Origin of the sequence: Microbacterium sp. BR1 (assembly GCF_002812725.1) — a bacterium.
Taxonomy (GTDB): domain Bacteria; phylum Actinomycetota; class Actinomycetes; order Actinomycetales; family Microbacteriaceae; genus Microbacterium.
The window spans coordinates 79974-96797 of sequence record NZ_NMUN01000002.1; the positions used below are offsets into that span (position 1 = coordinate 79974).

Annotated in this window: 16 protein-coding genes; 12 read left to right on the top strand and 4 right to left on the bottom strand. The window is 68.8% G+C overall.

The annotated features are described in order from the left end of the window. Positions 1-4: 4 nt before the first annotated feature. From CGU35_RS01065 to CGU35_RS01090, 6 genes are read left to right on the top strand one after another with little or no spacing between them, the layout of a single operon-like run. Entirely contained in the window at positions 5-1024 is a 1020-nt protein-coding gene (locus CGU35_RS01065) for a carbohydrate ABC transporter permease (protein ID WP_100809817.1), read from the top strand. Further along, positions 1021-1896, top strand: coding sequence for a carbohydrate ABC transporter permease (locus CGU35_RS01070; protein WP_100809818.1), 876 nt, complete (start codon positions 1021-1023; stop codon positions 1894-1896). Before CGU35_RS01065 ends, CGU35_RS01070 begins: the two co-directional genes overlap by 4 nt. Beyond that, positions 1893-4211 carry a glycoside hydrolase family 3 N-terminal domain-containing protein gene (locus tag CGU35_RS01075; RefSeq protein WP_100809819.1) on the top strand — a complete coding sequence of 773 codons (2319 nt, stop codon included), beginning with the start codon at positions 1893-1895 and terminating at the stop codon, positions 4209-4211. Before CGU35_RS01070 ends, CGU35_RS01075 begins: the two co-directional genes overlap by 4 nt. Further along, positions 4208-5413, top strand: a complete 1206-nt coding sequence (locus tag CGU35_RS01080) for a Gfo/Idh/MocA family protein (RefSeq protein WP_100809820.1) — start codon at positions 4208-4210, stop codon at positions 5411-5413. Before CGU35_RS01075 ends, CGU35_RS01080 begins: the two co-directional genes overlap by 4 nt. Continuing rightward, entirely contained in the window at positions 5410-6117 is a 708-nt protein-coding gene (locus CGU35_RS01085) for a ThuA domain-containing protein (protein ID WP_100809821.1), read from the top strand. The genes CGU35_RS01080 and CGU35_RS01085 overlap by 4 nt, the downstream gene beginning before the upstream one ends. Then, positions 6090-7187, top strand: coding sequence for a Gfo/Idh/MocA family protein (locus tag CGU35_RS01090; protein ID WP_100809822.1), 1098 nt, complete (start codon positions 6090-6092; stop codon positions 7185-7187). Before CGU35_RS01085 ends, CGU35_RS01090 begins: the two co-directional genes overlap by 28 nt. A 9-nt stretch (positions 7188-7196) precedes the next feature. On the opposite strand, the gene CGU35_RS01095 is transcribed toward CGU35_RS01090, so the two are convergent. Continuing rightward, a complete protein-coding gene (locus CGU35_RS01095; RefSeq protein ID WP_100809823.1) occupies positions 7197-8813 on the bottom strand; it encodes an FAD-dependent oxidoreductase in 1617 nt (538 codons plus the stop codon). A 118-nt stretch (positions 8814-8931) separates the two neighbouring features. On the opposite strand from CGU35_RS01095, the gene msrB reads away from it, so the two are divergent. Both msrB and msrA read left to right on the top strand, forming a co-directional pair. Next, a complete protein-coding gene (gene msrB / locus CGU35_RS01100) occupies positions 8932-9441 on the top strand; it encodes a peptide-methionine (R)-S-oxide reductase MsrB (protein WP_100809824.1) in 510 nt (169 codons plus the stop codon). Then, the gene (gene msrA, locus CGU35_RS01105) at positions 9438-9983 is read left to right on the top strand and encodes a peptide-methionine (S)-S-oxide reductase MsrA (RefSeq protein WP_100809825.1); all 546 of its coding nucleotides are present in this window, start codon (positions 9438-9440) and stop codon (positions 9981-9983) included. The genes msrB and msrA overlap by 4 nt, the downstream gene beginning before the upstream one ends. Positions 9984-10002: 19 nt before the next feature. Here the strand turns inward: msrA and CGU35_RS01110 are convergent, their stop codons facing one another. Together CGU35_RS01110 and CGU35_RS01115 are read right to left on the bottom strand one after the other, a co-directional pair. Beyond that, positions 10003-11124 carry an ice-binding family protein gene (locus CGU35_RS01110; RefSeq protein WP_100809826.1) on the bottom strand — a complete coding sequence of 374 codons (1122 nt, stop codon included), beginning with the start codon at positions 11122-11124 and terminating at the stop codon, positions 10003-10005. Between the two features lie 208 nt (positions 11125-11332). Then, entirely contained in the window at positions 11333-12715 is a 1383-nt protein-coding gene (locus tag CGU35_RS01115; RefSeq protein WP_100809827.1) for an aminomethyltransferase family protein, read from the bottom strand. 109 nt (positions 12716-12824) lie between these two features. On the opposite strand from CGU35_RS01115, the gene CGU35_RS01120 reads away from it, so the two are divergent. Further along, complete coding sequence (locus CGU35_RS01120; RefSeq protein WP_100809828.1) at positions 12825-13814, top strand: LysR family transcriptional regulator; 990 nt, start codon at positions 12825-12827, stop codon at positions 13812-13814. Here the strand turns inward: CGU35_RS01120 and CGU35_RS01125 are convergent. After that, positions 13760-14068 carry an EthD family reductase gene (locus tag CGU35_RS01125; protein ID WP_100809829.1) on the bottom strand — a complete coding sequence of 103 codons (309 nt, stop codon included), beginning with the start codon at positions 14066-14068 and terminating at the stop codon, positions 13760-13762. The two genes, CGU35_RS01120 and CGU35_RS01125, sit on opposite strands and share 55 nt — an antisense overlap. Positions 14069-14347: 279 nt before the next feature. On the opposite strand from CGU35_RS01125, the gene CGU35_RS01130 reads away from it, so the two are divergent. The 3 genes from CGU35_RS01130 (at position 14348) to CGU35_RS01140 (ending at position 16806) form a co-directional block, all read left to right on the top strand. Then, complete coding sequence (locus tag CGU35_RS01130) at positions 14348-15316, top strand: helix-turn-helix domain-containing protein (protein ID WP_100809830.1); 969 nt, start codon at positions 14348-14350, stop codon at positions 15314-15316. A gap of 132 nt (positions 15317-15448) precedes the next feature. Further along, the gene (locus CGU35_RS01135; RefSeq protein ID WP_232711095.1) at positions 15449-15922 is read left to right on the top strand and encodes a carboxymuconolactone decarboxylase family protein; all 474 of its coding nucleotides are present in this window, start codon (positions 15449-15451) and stop codon (positions 15920-15922) included. Beyond that, complete coding sequence (locus CGU35_RS01140) at positions 15919-16806, top strand: NAD(P)-dependent oxidoreductase (protein ID WP_100809831.1); 888 nt, start codon at positions 15919-15921, stop codon at positions 16804-16806. The genes CGU35_RS01135 and CGU35_RS01140 overlap by 4 nt, the downstream gene beginning before the upstream one ends. Positions 16807-16824 lie beyond the last annotated feature (18 nt).

Sequence of the window (16824 nt, forward strand, 5' to 3'; positions counted from 1 at the left end):
GACCATGCCGCATCGCGAGAACATCCTCGAGGTGGAGACCACGACGGCGGATCTCGCGAACGGGGATGGGGGCGGCAACACACCGTCCTCATCCCCGGCGCGCCGGCTCCGCTCACGCGGACTCGGCTGGGCGGGCCGACTCGAGGTCCTGATCCTCGTCGGCCCGGCCATGATCGTGTTCCTGGCCTTCGTCATCTTCCCCGTCCTGATGGCCGCCTACTACGGCTTCTTCAGCTGGGGAGGTTACGGACCGGCGACGGACTTCATCGGGCTTCGCAACTACGTCAACATCCTGACCGACCCCGCCTTCATCGAGGCGCTCGGCCACAACGGCTTCATCGTCATCTTCTCCCTGATCCTTCAGGGACCGGTGGCCATCCTCCTGGCGCTCCTGCTGAACCGGCGGATGCGTGGACAGTCGCTCATCCGGGTGCTGATCTTCGTCCCCTACGTCATCGCCGAGGTCGTCGTCGGCACGGGCTGGAGCCTCATGCTCCAGACCAATGGTGCGGTCAACGGCATGCTGGAGAAGCTCGGGCTCGGCGCGCTCCAGCAGGACTGGCTGTCGAACCCGGACATCGCGATCTGGACGCTGATGGTGATCATCACCTGGAAGTACATCGGGTTCGCGGTCATCCTGTTCCTCGCGGGCCTGCAGGGCATCCCCGAGGAGCTCTACGAGGCTGCCGCGCTCGATGGCGCATCCTTCTGGCAGATGCAGCGCTCCATCACGCTGCCCCTGCTGGCTCCGACCATTCGGATCTGGGCGTTCCTGTCGATCATCGGCGCTCTGCAGCTGTTCGACCTCGTCTACATCATCTGGGGGCAGTACGTGGCCGCCACCGCGGGCACCTCGACGATGGCGACCTACATGGTGGCCACGGGCCGCAACGCCGGCAACTTCGGCTACGGAAACGCCGTGGCGGTCGTGCTGTTCGTGATCTCGCTCATCGTCGCCCTCATCTATCAGCGATTCGTGCTGCGCCGTGACACGGCGGGCGCTCTCACCGAGGGGAAGCGATGATGGCCACGCTTGCACCGACCGTCCGCCGAGCCGACCGGAGCCGCGGAGCGGCCAACCGCGCACGGGGCAACCCGGGCGTGTGGTTCGTCGCGCTCGTCGTGATCGCGCTCATGCTCGGGCCGGTCATCTACATCATCATCGGCGGCTTCCGCACGAACTCCGAGATCACGACGGACCCGGCCGGGTTCCCCTCCGTGTGGAACGTCAACAACTACCTCGACGTCCTCACGGGCGGGGTGTTCTGGCAGCAGGTGCTCAACTCCACGATCGTCGCGGTCGCGACGAGTGTCGGCGCCGTGACGCTGGGCCTGATGGCGAGCTACGTGCTGGCCCGGTACTCGTTCCGGGGCCGCGGGGTGCTGTACGCGCTCTTCGCCGCGGGGCTGATGTTCCCCCTCACGGTGGCCATCACGCCGCTCTACATCATGGTCAGGAGCCTCGGCCTGATGAACTCGCTCGGCGGCATCATCCTGCCGCAGATCGCCTTCGCGCTGCCGGTGACGATCATCATCCTGGTGCCTTTCCTGCGGGCGATCCCCGACGAGATCCAGGAGGCCGCGTTCATCGACGGATGCAGCCGACTCGGCTTCTTCTGGCGCATGGTCGTGCGGCTGTCGATGCCGGGTGTCATCACCACCGGCATCCTGGCCTTCATCGGATCCTGGAACGCCTATCTGCTGCCCCTGTTCATCCTGAACAACGATGCGATGTTCACGCTCCCGCTCGGGGTGCAGAGCTTCTCGTCGCAGTACTCGGTCGACACGGCGAAGGTCATGGCGTTCACGGCGCTGTCGATGCTGCCGGCCCTGCTGTTCTTCAGTATCTTCGAGCGCCGGATCGTCGGCGGCCTGACAGGAGCGGTCAAGGGATGAGCACGATTGATGTGCCCGCGGCATCGACCCGGGTACGGGAGCTTCTCGCGCGCATGACGCTCGAGGAGAAGCTGGCGCAGCTGGTCGGATTCTGGGTCGACAAGGGCGACGAGGCGGTCGCGCCGATGGCCGGCGAGATGTCGGTCGCGGCGCAGTACGAGCAGGCGATCGGGGACGGCATCGGGCATCTCACCCGCGTCTACGGCACCCGCCCGGTCGACCCCGTGGAGCGTGCCGGATGGCTGTGGGAGCAGCAGCGGCGTCTGCGCGAGCAGACGCGGCTCGGTATTCCGGCGATCGTGCACGAGGAGTGCCTGACGGGGCTCGCAGCGTGGAAGGCCGCGACGTACCCGACCCCGCTGGCGTGGGGGGCCTCGTTCGACACCGAGCTCGTGGAGGAGGTCGGTCAGGCGATCGGGGCCTCGATGCGCGAGCTCGGCATCCACCAGGGGCTGGCGCCCGTGCTCGACGTGATCCGCGACGCCCGCTGGGGTCGCACCGACGAGTGCATCGCCGAGGACCCCTACGTCGTGGGCATGCTCGGCACGGCATATGTGCGCGGACTCCAGGCCGCCGGGGTGCACGCGACGCTGAAGCACTTCGTGGGATACTCGGCCTCGCGTTCGGGTCGTAACCACGCACCCGTGCACGCCGGAGCCCGCGAGGTGCGCGATGTGCTCCTGCCGCCCTTCGAGATGGCGGTTCGCGAGGGCGGCGTGCGCTCGGTGATGAACTCCTATGCCGAGATCGACGGCCTTCCCGTCGGCGGGGTCCCCGACTACCTGACCGGCATCCTCCGCGACGAGTGGGGTTTCGACGGCGTCGTGGTGTCGGACTACTTCTCGGTGGCGTTCCTGCACACGATGCACGCGGTCGCCGCGGACCTCGGTGAGGCGGCGGAGAAGGCCCTCGCCGCCGGCATCGACGTCGAACTGCCCACCGGGCACGCATTCCTCGGGCCGCTCGCCGAACGCATCCGGGCCGGACTCACGGACGAGGCACTCGTCGATCGAGCGGTGCTGCGCGTGCTGGCGCAGAAGGAGGAGCTGGGACTGTTCGACGAGACGTTCGACGAACCCCCCACGAGCGTCGACCTCGATTCGCCGCGTCACCGGGCCCTGGCTCGGCGGTTGGCCGAGGAATCCGTCGTGCTTCTCACGAACGACGGCACGCTGCCTCTGAGCTCGGCGGACGGCACGGCGGCGTCGCGCGTGGCGGTCATCGGCCCGAACGCGGACTCGCCGGAAGCCCTCATGGGGTGCTATTCGTTCGCGAACCACGTGCTCGCGCACCACCCCGGAGTCGCGCTCGGCTTCGAGATCCCCAGCGTGCTCGATCGCATCCGGGCCGAGTTCCCGGATGTCTCGATCACCCACAGCCGCGGTTGCGACGTCGAGGGCGACGACCGCTCGGGATTCGCCGCTGCGGTCGAGGCCGCATCGGGCGCGGACGTCGCGATCGTCGTCGTCGGCGACCGTGCGGGCCTGTTCGGGCGCGGCACGGTCGGCGAGGGCAACGACGTCGAGTCCCTCGACCTTCCGGGCGTCCAGCGGGAGCTGGTCGAGGCGATCGTCGCGACGGGCACCCCGGTCGTGTTGACGCTCCTCACGGGTCGTCCCTACGCGCTGGCATGGGCGGTCGAGGGCGCGAACGCGCCCGCCGCTGTCCTCCAGGCCTTCTTCCCGGGCGAAGAAGGCGGGTCCGCCCTCGCCGGCGTGATCTCGGGGAGGGTCTCGCCCTCCGGCCGCCTGCCCGTTTCGCTGCCGCGTTCCGCGGGGGCGCAGCCGTACTCCTACCTGCATCCGCTGCTCGGCGGACCCAACCCCGTCACGAGTGCAGACAACACCCCCGTCCTGCCGTTCGGGCATGGACTGACGTACACGCGGTTCGAGCGTTCGGCGCTGACCGCCCCCGCCGAGGTTCCCGCGGGCGGGGAGTTCTCGACGAGCGTACGGGTCACGAACGTGGGCTCTCGAGCGGGGACGGATGTCGTGCAGCTGTACGCACGCGATCTATACGCGAGCGTCACCCGACCCGTGGCTCAGCTGCTCGCGTTCCAGCGCGTCGAGCTCGAGCCGGGCGAGTCCGCGATCGTCACCTTCACGGTGCCGACCTCGCGCCTGGCGTTCACGGGCCGTGACGGACACCGGATCGTCGAGGCCGGTCGGGTCGAGATCTGGGTAGGGCCCTCGTGCGCGGAGCGGGACACCGAGACGTCCATGGAGGTTTCCGGCCCTGACCATCGTGTGGTCAAAGAGGATCGGCTGATCGCCCGTGTCGATACGGTTTCGGCCGGCGACGCCACGCGCGTCTGAGCATGGACAAGCCCGTGCGAGTCGCCGTCATCGGTACCGGATTCATGGGGCGGATGCACGCCCAGGCGTGGCGTACCGCGCACCGCTTCTTCGACCTGCCGGGCACGCCCGTGCTGTCGGTCCTGGTGGGCACGAACGCCGAGCGAACCGCGGCCGCCGCGGGTCGGTGGGGGTTCGACGAGACCGCGACGGACTGGCGGAGCGTCGTCGGGCGCCCCGACATCGACGTCGTCGACATCTGCACGCCGGGTGACACGCACGCCGAGATCGCCCTGGCCGCTCTGGCGGCGGGCAAGCACGTGATGTGCGAGAAGCCGCTCGCGAACGACGTCGCCGACGCCGACCGAATGGTGGCCGCCGCCGGCCGGGCGGCGACGCAGGGCGTCGTGAGCATGTGCGGCTTCAGCTACCGCCGGACGCCCGCCCTGTCGCTCGCTCGGCGACTGATCGAAGACGGCCGACTCGGAGAGATCCGTCACGTCCGTGCCCAGTACCTGCAGGACTGGCTGAGCGACGCCGAAGCGCCCTTCACCTGGCGCCTCGACAAGGAGCGGGCAGGTTCGGGAACCCTCGGCGACATCGGCGCGCACAGCATCGATACCGCGCAGTGGCTGACGGGCGATCGGATCGACGGCGTTTCCGCGACGCTCCGCACGTTCGCCCTGACCCGACCCGTGCTCGGTGAGCAGGTGGGACTCGGGGGTCGCGCGCACGAGGGCGCCGAGCGCCGGCACGTGAGCGTCGACGATGCCGTGGCCTTCACGGCGGCCTTCTCGGGCGGGGCGCTCGGGGTCTTCGAGGCGACACGCATGGCCACGGGGCACCGCAACTCGAACCGGATCGAGATCAACGGCGACCGCGGCTCGGTGGCCTTCGACTTCCGGTCGATGAACGAGCTCGACTTCTACGACGCGGCCGACCCGGCGGGTGAGCAGGGCTTCCGACGCATCCAGGCGAACGAGGCCGAGCACCCGTATGCCGGCGCGTGGTGGCCGCCCGGACACGGGCTCGGTTACGAGCACCTGTTCACACACCAGGTCGTCGACTTCGTCCGAGCCGTGGCGGGTGACGGCGTCGCCCATCGAGAGCTGGCGAGCCCGACGTTCGCCGACGCGGCCCGTGTGCAGAGGGTGCTCGCGGCGGTCGAGAGCAGCGCGGCGCGCCAGAGCGTCTACACCCCGATAGAAGGAGTCTCCCGATGACCGCACGCAAAGCCCTCGTGGTCCGCGGCGGGTGGGAGGGGCACAGTCCCGTCGAAGCGACGGAGCTGTTCCTGCCGTTCCTCGAGGCGAGCGGGTTCGACGTGCGCGTCGAGGAGTCGAACGAGGTGTACGCCGACGAGGAGGAGATGGCCGCGACCGACCTCGTCGTGCAGTCGGTCACGATGTCCGAGATCTCGCGCGAGGCGTCCCGGGGGCTTCGGGCGGCGGTCGAGCGCGGCACGGGACTGGCGGGCTGGCACGGCGGTATCGCCGACTCGTACCGCAACGACGCCGACTACCTGCAGCTGATCGGGGGGCAGTTCGCGACGCACCCGTCGAAGCACCCCGACCAGTGCGCCGGGGATGAGACCGACAACTTCCTGCCCTACACGGTGGACCTCACCGGCCTCGGCCGATCGCACGCGATCATGGCGGGCCTCGACGACTTCGAACTGCGCACCGAGCAGTACTGGGTGCTGCACGACGACCTGAACGACGTGCTGGCCACGACGACCCATCCCGTGCAGCCCTACCACCCGTGGCACCGACCGATCACCTCGCCCGCCGTGTGGACGCGGCTGTGGGGAGCGGGTCGCGTGTTCGTGGCCACGCCGGGTCACAGCCCGGACGTGCTGCGGGATCCGAACGTCCGAACCATCGTCGAGAGGGGCATGCTGTGGGCCAGCCGCACGGAATCGGCATAATCGGCCTCGGTGTCATCTCGCGGCAGTACCTCGCGACACTCCAGGGTCTCCCCGGCATCCGCATCGTCGCCACGGCGGACCTGGACGCGGAACGCGCCGCCGCCGTCGCCGCCGACATCCCCGGGTGCCGTGCGCTGAGCGTGGACGAGCTCGTCGCCGATCCCGCGGTGCAGACGGTCATCAACCTGACGATCCCCGCGGCGCACGCCGAGGTCGCGCTCGCCGCGCTCGCCCACGGCAAGAACGTGTACGGAGAGAAGCCGCTCGCCGCGACGCTCGCCGAGGCGGGCGGGATGATGGATGCCGCGGGGTCGGCGTGGGTCGGCTCGGCTCCCGACACGGTGCTCGGCACCGGGATCCAAACGGCGCGTGCCGCGATCGATGCGGGCCGCATCGGCCGCCCCACAGCGGCCACGGCGACCTGGGTCTCTGCGGGACACGAGGCGTGGCATCCGCACCCCGACTTCTACTACCGCGAGGGAGGGGGCCCGCTGCTGGACATGGGCCCCTACTACCTGACCTCTCTCGTCCACCTGCTCGGCCCCGTCGCCCGCGTGAGCGGAGCGTCCTCGCGGACGCGCGACACCCGCCGCATCGGATCGGGCCCGCGCGAGGGCGAGATCATCCCCGTCGAGGTCGACACCCACGTGACGGGCGTGCTCGAGCACGTCGGTGGCGCGGTGTCCACGGTCGCCTTCAGCTTCGACGCGGTGGCCACGACCGCCGCCCCGCTCGAGATCCACGGTGAGACCGGCAGCCTCACGGCTCCCGACCCGAACACGTTCGACGGCGAGGTGCGCGTGCGCGGCGCGGGTGAGGAATCGTGGCAACTCCTCGAACCGAGCGCGGGGTACGAGGGCGCCGGGCGGGGGATCGGGGTCATCGACTTCCTCCGCGACGGTGAGCGCGGCGGCCGCGCGAGCGGCGCGATGGCCCTGCACGTGCTCGAGATCATGACCGCGCTGCTGGATTCCGCGCGCACGGGGGCCCGCGTGACACTGCAGACGGTCGTCGAGCGCCCCTCGGTCGTGCCGCTGACCTCGTACGACGAATGGAGCCGGTCGGCCTGAGGCCGCGGGTCAGCCCGCGAGCGCCCGGTGGACGGATGCGACGGCGCTCGAACCTTCGCCGACCGCCGCCGCGACCCGCTTCATCGAACCGCGCCGCACATCACCCGCGGCGAAGACCCGGGGGAGGGACGTCTCGAACGGGAGCGGCTCGCGACCGAGCTGCCGCCACTGCAGTCCGAGCGCCGAGATGTCGACGCCCGTCCGCAGAAAGCCGTCGTCGTCCCGGTCCAGCGACGAGAGCCACGACGTCGCGGGATCCGCGCCGATGAAGCAGAAGAGCCCGCGCGCGCTGACGTCGCCCACGCTGTCGATGCGCACGCCCTCGAGCGCCTCCCCGCCCGCGAGGGCGACGACGTGCGAGCCCGTGTGGACCTCGACCCGCGGGTCCTCGACCAGACGATCGACGAGATAGGACGACATCCGCTTCCCCAGATCGTCGCCACGGACGACCAGGCGCACGGGGCATCCGTTCGCCGCGAGATACAACGATGCCTGCCCGGCCGAGTTCGCACCGCCCACCACGACGACGGGGGATTCGAGCACCTGCCGCAGCTCGAGCTGGGTCGCCGCGTAATAGATGCCCGCGCCCTCGAAGTCCGACCACCGGTCGAGCGGGAGCGTGCGGTAGGCGGCTCCCGAGGTCACGATCGCGCTGCGGGTGCGGATGATCCGGCCATCCGTCAGCGTGACGTCGAGCAGGTCGCCCACGGGTGTCAGGGCGACGGCCTCGCACGGGGCATACACGCGCACCCCGAACTTCAGGGCCTGCAGGGACGCTTGACCGATCAGGTCCTCGCCGCTCACGCCGAACGGAAAGCCGAGGAAGTTCTCGATGCGCGACGTCGTGGCGGCCTGTCCTCCCGGTGCGACCGCATCGAGCAGCACCGTCGACAACCCCTCCGACGCGCCGTAGATGGCGGCGGCGAGCCCCGCCGGTCCGGCACCCACCACGACCAGGTCGACGACCGTGTCGGCCACGGCCTGATAACTCAGCCCGAGGCGGTCCGCGACGAGACCGGGTGTGGCGCGCACGAGTGGCTCGCCCTGGATGAAGGCGACCGGAAGATCCTCCGCGGCGAATTCGTGGGGGGCGAAGTGCTCGCGGTCTTCGGGGGTGAGCTCATACGCCGAATAGACCAGGTCGAGGCGCTCCGCGAAACGGCGGAGCGCCATGAGCTCGGGGGACGACCCCGCGCCGACGAGCTTGAGGGTGAGCGCAGCGGGCCCCCGTCGCAGGTGCTCGCGTCGGGCCCAGAGCGCGTGCAGAACGATGTCGCACAGTTCATCGTCCTCCGCCATCAAGCGCCGCAGCGCTGACCGTGGCACGCGATACACCGTGCCCCCGCGTGTGACGCGTGCGGAGAGGAACGCCCCCTGTCCATTGAGCAGTCCCAGCTCGCCGACGAAGCTGTGCGGCCCCATCGGTGCGATGACCACCTCTTCCATCCAGCCGAGTGCGTCGCGCACCACCTCGACCTCGCCGGTGTCCACCAGGATCAGGTCGTACTCCGCGTCGCCCGAACGGAAGACGTAGTCGCCGACCTCGGTCTTCTGCGGCGTACCGTAGGTGAGCATCCGCTTCCACTGCGCGGTCGTGAGGGTCGGCATCTCGAGTTCGGTACCCATGCCCACAGGCTAATCACGGAACTCACGGCTCGCTCCCAGCTTGGCGGGACCAAAACAGAGGACTCATCCGTTCTCTTACATGACGCGACAGCCAGCCGCGTCTGACCGAGGAGGAACCGTGGCGAACGACTATCGCAAGACTCCCGAGGCGCTTTCGCGTCTCACCCCCGAGCAGTACCGCGTGACGCAGGAGGACGGCACCGAGCCGGCCTTCCGCAACCGCTACTGGAACAACCACGATCAGGGCATCTACGTCGACGTCGTGTCGGGGCAGCCGCTCTTCTCGTCGACCGACAAGTACGACAGCCGCAGCGGCTGGCCGAGCTTCACCCGGCCGATAGATCCCGCGGCCGTGACCGAGAAGGTCGATCGGACGCTGTGGATGAAGCGCACCGAGGTGCGTTCCACCGGAGCCGACAGCCACCTCGGGCACGTCTTCGACGACGGGCCCCGCGAGGCGGGCGGCCTGCGCTATTGCATGAACTCCGCAGCCCTGCGCTTCATCCCCGTCGCGCAGCTCGAGACCGAGGGCTACGGTGAGTTCCGCGCCCTCTTCGACAACGCTGTCGCCGAAAACACAGACACCGCCAACTCAGACACCACGACCACCCAGGAGCAGACATCATGACCGACGACGGAAGCATCACCCGCACTCCCGGAACCGAGACCGCGGTCCTCGCCGGCGGTTGCTTCTGGGGCATGGAGGACCTGATTCGTCGCCAGCCCGGTGTGCTCGACACCCGGGTCGGCTACACGGGCGGTCAGAACGATCACGCGACGTATCGCAACCACCCCGGTCACGCCGAGGCGGTCGAGATCGTCTTCGACCCCGCGAAGACGACGTATCGCGACATCCTCGCGTTCTTCTTCCAGATCCACGACCCGTCGACCCTGAACCGCCAGGGCAACGACATCGGATCGAGCTATCGCTCGGCGATCTTCCCGCTCGGCCCCGAGCAGGAGAAGGTCGCACGTGACACGATCGCCGACGTGGATGCCTCGGGTCTCTGGCCGGGCAAGGCCGTCACCACGATCGAGCCCGCGGGCCCCTTCTGGGAGGCCGAGCCCGAGCACCAGGACTACCTGCTGCGGATTCCGAACGGCTATACGTGCCACTTCCCCCGGCGGGGATGGGTGCTGCCCGAGCGCGAGGCGTCCGCCTCCGTCTGAACGGACTCGTCACCCGGCGTCAGCGGCGTCGAGTTGTTCGTGCGCGCTGCGCGAGAACCAAAGCCATCCCGGCCGCCAGCAGCGCCCCTCCGGCGAGAAGGGGAATGGTCGGGTCTGAGCCCGACTCGGCGAGTCGCGGGGTGAGATCGGCCGCGATCACGAGGGTGTAGGTCGCGACAGCATCCGGCGCGGTGCCGTTCGCCGCGGTGACGGTGAAGGTATACGTTCCGGGTGCTGTCGGACGGCCCGAGATGGTGCCGGTCGTCGCATCCAGGGTGAGCCCCATCGGCAGAGCGCCGCTCGTGACCGTGTAGGTCGCCGTCGGGGTTCCCGAGGTCGTGAGCGTGTACGAGTAGTCGCTGCCCTCGACACCGGCGAGCGGTCCCGCGGAGGTGAAGGTCGGGCTGGTTCGGACGGTTCCGCCGGCCGCGGAGCAGCCGGACGGGCGCGTGATCGTGTTCTGGTCCAGGTTCACCGCGCCGATTCGTGCAAGCAGGCGGCCCGATACCGTCGCGCCGGTCACCAGGGTTATCGACTGGTCGGCCATGACCGTGCCGACGAAGGCCGCGCCCCCGCCGATCGTCGCGGATGTGCCGACCTGCCAGAACACGTTGCACGCGCTTGCGCCGCCGGTCACGGAAATGACTGCACCTGTCGCAACGGTCAAAGTGGAAGCCGCCTGGAACACCCAGACGGACTCCGCCCCTCCATCGAGCGTGAGCACGCCGGACACGGAAAGCGCGTCACCCGAGTAGACGCCGGGGCCGTATGACGGCCCCGTCAGGTCGGCGAGTGCTGAGAGGTTGGGGCTCAGGCTCGCAGCGGTGTTGAATGCGGTAGTCAGGTCTACCTTTGCCTGATCGGCGACACCGGTGGCAATCTCGTAAGCGCCCGAATGCGTCAGTGCGTTATAGCCAGTCACGGCCGTGCCCGGGCTGAGCCCGATGTCGCCGATTATCGGGTTGGCCGGCACCATGGTGACCGTCGAACCGGCGAGCACGGCGAACGTTTCGGCGGTGCCGAGGCCGATGGGGCCATCGATCGTGGTGTCGGCATGCGCGGCGCTCGGGATGATCGCGACGCCGATCACGGCGACGGATGCGAGGAGGACGGCGCCTCTGTGAATGAACGTGTGGACCATGGTCGAGGTCCCTTCCTGATCAGGAGGGAAACGTCGAGGACCCCGGTCAAACACGCCTACCTGTGCCCAGCGTCACACGCTTTCGGGTGCAACGGGGGAATCGGGCACAACCGATGCGCGATCGACACCTGCCGGACATCCGCCGGACGCCAGAACCGCGGGGCGGGAGCTCTCCGCTCCCGCCCCGCGGTTGTGTTCGGTGCGTGCGTCAGGCGTTCGCGTTCGCGCGATACGTCGTGCGCGCCTGCTCCGTCAGTGGCGCAGGCTGAACCGTCGCGCGGATCTTCACCTGCACGTGGTCCTCGACCTGCAGCTTCGTGGACGGAGTGTCTTCGCCCCAGACGACGGTGACCTCGGTGCCGGGCTCGGCGTAAGCCGGGTCGATGACCGCGAGCGAGAGGATCGCGCGCTCGTTGGCCGAATAGCCCGTCCAGGTCGAAACGCCGACCGTCTTGCCGTCCGCCTCGACCCGGTCGAAGTGGAAGGTGTCGTACAGCGACATCGGCAGGTTGAAGTACTTCGCCCCCGGACCCTCGTGGAACATCGATCCGACGGCCTCAGCCACGTCGTCGCCGTTCCAGACGAGCGTCACCTTGCGGCGCGTGTCCGTCTTGCCCTCGGCGACCATGCGCTCCAGTGCCTCGCGGCCGATGAAGTCGTGGTCGAACCCGATGATCCGGCCGTAGTCGAGCTCGAACGGCGTGACGTAGTAGTCCTCGATGTTGTCCGTGTGGTAGCTGCCACCGAGGGGCGACACCGTCTCGTAGGCGTTGGCCGTGAGCCAGCGGCGGTAGTCGGCGAGGCGCTCGTCGGTGTAGATCGCGGGCAGGGGACGGGGGAGCCATCCGGACTCGAGCGCGTTGGTGTGGTACGCCCGGCCGCCGACCTGAACGAGGTCGAACTCCTTGCCGGCCTCGAGAAGCGCGGCGTGCACGATCTCGTTGTCCTCCCACGGACCCCACATCTCGTAGCCGGGCTCACCGGCCATGCCGTGACGAAGGGCGCGGACTTCCTTGCCGCCGATCGTGAAGCGCGTCATGCCGAAGAACTTCAGCTTCGGCGGCTCGGCGCCGGTCGCCTTGCGGATGACCTCGAGAGCGCCGGGACCCTGCACCTGGTAGCGGTAGACGACGGGGTCGCCCTTGCGCACGAGCGAGTTGTCGTCGCGCCAGACCTCGACGTCGTACCCGCCGGTGACGGCGTGGTAGTGCATCCAGTTGATCGACGGCGGGATGCCGACGGCCTGGTACTCGTCCTCTTCGAGGTGGAAGAGGATGTTGTCGCCGATGACGTAGCCGTCGTGGTTGACCGCGACGAACTGCTTGGCCATGTCGACCGGGAAGTTCGCGACGCTGTTGATCGCGAGGTCGCTGATCAGCTTGAGGGCGTCGGGACCCTTGATGTTGAGGTCGGCCATGTGGTGCGACTGATCGAACAGAACGGCCGTGCGACGCCAGGCGAGCTGCTCGTCGCGCCAGTTGCTGAACTCCTGGACGACGCGCGGCACGACGGCCGGCGGGGACTGCGACTCCCACAGCAGCTCGACCGGATTTCCGGCAGCGGCGATGGCTTCCTCGAGATTGTTCGGCACGGGTGATTCCTCCTTGAATGACAGCCGGCTTTCGACCTCCCCAGTGTTGTCACGTGCTTGAACCCGTGTAAAACATATTTATCCAACGTTTCACCACAGGAGATCTTTCATGTCCGCGATCCCCTTCACCCTGCGCCAGCTCGAGTACTTCGAAGCGATAGCCAGCGAGGGCTCGCTCGCCGCCGCCGCCGAGCGGTGCCGCGTCAGCCCACCGGGCCTCGCGCTCGCCCTCGACGAACTCGAACGGCACCTGGGGGTGCAGCTGTTCGTCCGTCGCAAGGGCAAGGGCATGACGCTGACGGCCGTCGGGTCCCGGATGCTCTCGCACGCCCGGCGACTCCTCGCGGGGGCCGAGTCGCTCGCGGGCGAGGCGGGTCAGTCGATCGGCGCTCTGACGGGCCGTTTCGCGATCGGATGCTTCGCCACGTTGACGCCGTTCTTCCTCCCGGGCATCCTCGAGCACTTCCGCGAGGCGCACCCCGGACTCCAGCTCGACATCGTGGAGGCGGATGCCGCGCACCTGGACGAGATGCTCCTGCGGGGACGGATCGATGTCGCGCTGCTCTACAGCGTCGACGTGTCGGGCCACCTCTCGTTCGATCCCGTCCAGAACTTCCGCCCGCACGTGCTCGTGGGCGGTCGTCATCCCCTCGCGGAGCGTCGCAAGGTGCACCTCGCCGAACTCGCGAAGGAGCCGCTCATCGCGCTGGATGTCCATCCCGCTCGCAAGAACACCGAGCACATCTTCGAGACGCTCGGCCTCGAGCCCTCGATCGGTTACGTCACGGGCAACTACGAACTGGTGCGGTGCCTCGTCGGGCGCGGCCTCGGCTACGCCGTCATGTTCCAGCGCGCCGCGACATCGCGCACCTACGACGGGCACGTCGTCCGGCGCCTCGACATCGCGGATCGCGTGCCGCCCACCATCGTCGGGCTCGCCCGGCCGGCGGGCGCGCCCCGCACCGCTCGCTACGGCGCGCTCCTGGACATGCTGATCTCGACCGCCGGCCGAGCGGGCCTGCACGATGCCGCACCCTCGGGCGATCAGGGAACGGCTTCGACCTCGAAGTCGAGCACGATCGCGCCGCCCGTGGCGTAGTTGGGGACATCGCCCTGGACAGCCTGGCCCTCGGGCGAGGTGATCGCCGCGATCATGGCGGCCTTGTCGACGAAGTCGGCCTCGAAGATCGCGAAGTACGGGCTCTCTCCCTCGGCGGCGTCGACCGACAGCGTGAAGCGCTGCGCAAGCGTTCCGGGCAGCTTCTTCGCGAGCGGGAGGTGCGTATTGCGGTAGTACTCCTCGAACGCAGCGGGGTCCTCGGGTGCCGGGTACAGGACGATGAGCTTGTGCACGGATGCCTCCTCGCATGGGTGGGACCTCAGTCTGGCGATCAGGTTCAGTCTGGCGATCAGGGTGCCATCCGCCGGCCGCGCCGTCGCGATCCGCCTACGACTGTGCGCGTGTGGACAAGCCGCGCCGGAATCCATGCGTCTGCACCCTCCCCGAAGAGCGGGCGCCCGGGCTACCCTGGCAACGATCGGAAGGTCCGGAGAGGCGTCGTCATGGTCGACGATGCCTCGTGACATGGGCGATGGCGTCCATGCGCGGGCCGAGTCTTCGAGGGAGCGCACGTGGCCCATATCATCGAGCATCACTCATCCGACCTGGGCGTCGAGTCCGCGACCGCGTCGTCGCTCGGCGAGTGGCGCCTCGTCGCCGGCAACCGCTTCGTGCCGCTGCAGATCGCCGCGGAAGGCCGCTTCGAGGGGTCGATCCGCTGGCGGTACATCGATGAGACGTGCATCACCCAGATCGTGGCGAGCCCCCATCGCGTGCTCCGGACCGACTCGCTCATCTCGCCGAGCGATCCCAAGCACTACAAGCTGAGCCTGCAGTTGGACGGTTCGGGCATCGTCGCGCAGGACGGTCGTGAGACGGTGCTGCGCCCGGGGGACATCGCGCTGTACGACACGAGTCGCCCGTACACGCTCGAGTTCACCAGCGACGTGCGATGCCTCGTGATGGCATTCCCCCAGAGCGTCTTCGACGTGCCCTCGAGCCTGATCCGACGCATCACCGCGATCCGGCTGCCGGGCGACGAGGGGATCGGCGCGCTCATCTCGCCGTTCATGCGGCACCTGGGCGAGAACCTCGACAGCCTTTCGGGGATCGCGGGCGTCCGGATCCTGCGGAGCGTCCTCGATCTGCTGACGGCTCTGGTCTACGCCCAGTTGTCGGAGGAGGAGGACCACTGGGGCGAGTCACGGCGTGCCGAGATGCGCGTCTTCAAGCTCTACATCGATGCCCACCTGAACGACCCCGACCTCAGCGCCGGGACGATCGCGCGCACGCACTTCATCTCGGTCCGCTACCTCCAGTACCTGTTCCGGGAGGAGGGCTTGACGGTCTCGAGCTACATCCGCTCGCGTCGGCTGCAGCACTGCGAGATCGATCTGAGCGATCCGGCCCAGACGTCGCTGTCGGTGTCGGAGATCGCGCAGCGCTGGGGATTCCCGGACGCGAGCCACTTCAGCAAGATCTTCAAGGCGCATTTCGGCCAGGCACCCCGCGAGTTCCGCAGCGCCCGGCTGAGCGCCTGAATCGCCCTCTTCCGTGCGTGCGCCGTTGACGCACTGTGGTGCGCCATCCGACAAGACGGCCGCCGCGGGCGTCGCGCAGACTGAGCGGAGTCCACGGCGAGGAAGCCGGACACGGAGGGATCCACAGTGGTAGTGCGAGACGAACTGTACGAGATCGGCATTGTGCAGCGGAGGAAGATGTTCGGCTCCGCGGGCGCCGAGGACCAGGTGGATCACACCACCGATCTGAACGACAAGCTCCAGGACTTCGTGACCAGGTACTGCTTCGGCGACATCTGGCAGCGCCCCGGCCTGTCGATTCCCGACCGCAGCAAGGTGACGTTCGCCATGCTGGTCGCGACCGGCAAGCCGCACGAGATGAAGGTGCACGCGCGCGGCGCGATCGAGAACGGGGTGACGCCGCTCGAACTGCGCGAGATCGTGGTGCAGGCGGTGTTGTACTGCGGCATTCCGGCGGCGGTGGAGGGGCTGCGCGCGCTCGACGCCGTTTTCGCCGAGATGGGCGTCGAATCGAACCTCGACGGGGAAGCGGCCGCCACCGTGGCGACGGGAAAGACATCCGCGCCCTCTTCGCGCGCGGGATCAGGAAAGAAGGCGAGTCGATGACGGGTAACCAGAAAGAGATCGTCGGGTTCATCGGGCTCGGCACGATGGGGGCGCCGATGGCGGCCAACATCGCGGCGGGCGGCTACGACCTGCGCGTCTACGACGTCGATCCGGATGCCGCGCGAGCGGTCGCCGAGCGCATCGGCGCGACGGCGGTGCAGGATGTGACCGCACTCTCGGAGTGCGCCGTCGTCGTGCTCATGCTCCCCACCAGCGCGATCGTGCGGTCGGTGCTGCTCACTCCCGAGGGTGGCTCGCGCATCCCCTTCCGACCCGGCGCCGTGGTCGTCGACATGAGCTCCTCGGATCCGACCGAGACCGTCGAGACGGGCCGGGCGCTCGCCGCGGCCGGCGTCGCCATGGTCGACGCGCCGGTCTCGGGTGCGCGCGAGCGCGCCGTCGCGGGAACGCTCGCGATCATGCTGGGCGCGGACGACGACGCTGCGGCCGAGCGCGCCGTTCCGGTGATCGAGACCATGAGCCGGGCGATCTACCGTACCGGCAAGCTCGGAACGGGCCACGCCATGAAGGCGCTGAACAACTTCGTCGCGGGTGCGGCGTTCGTCGCGACCTCCGAGGCCCTCGTGGCCGGCGAGCGATTCGGTCTCGACCCGCAGCTGATGGTCGATGTCTTCAACGACTCGACCGGACAGAGCTTCTCGACGACCCACGTGTTCGGTCCGCATGTCGTCGAGCGCCAGTTCGCGAGCGGTTTCGCCCTTCCTCTGATCACGAAGGACGTGCGCATAGCCCGGGAGCTGCAGCACGCGGTCGATCACGATGCCCCCGTCTGCGAGGCGGTGACACGTGCTCTCGAGGATGCGCTCGAGGCGCTCGGTCCCGTCGATCACACGCGGGCGTACACCCACTGGCAAAGCCGATAGGTCGACCCCCGCCGTACC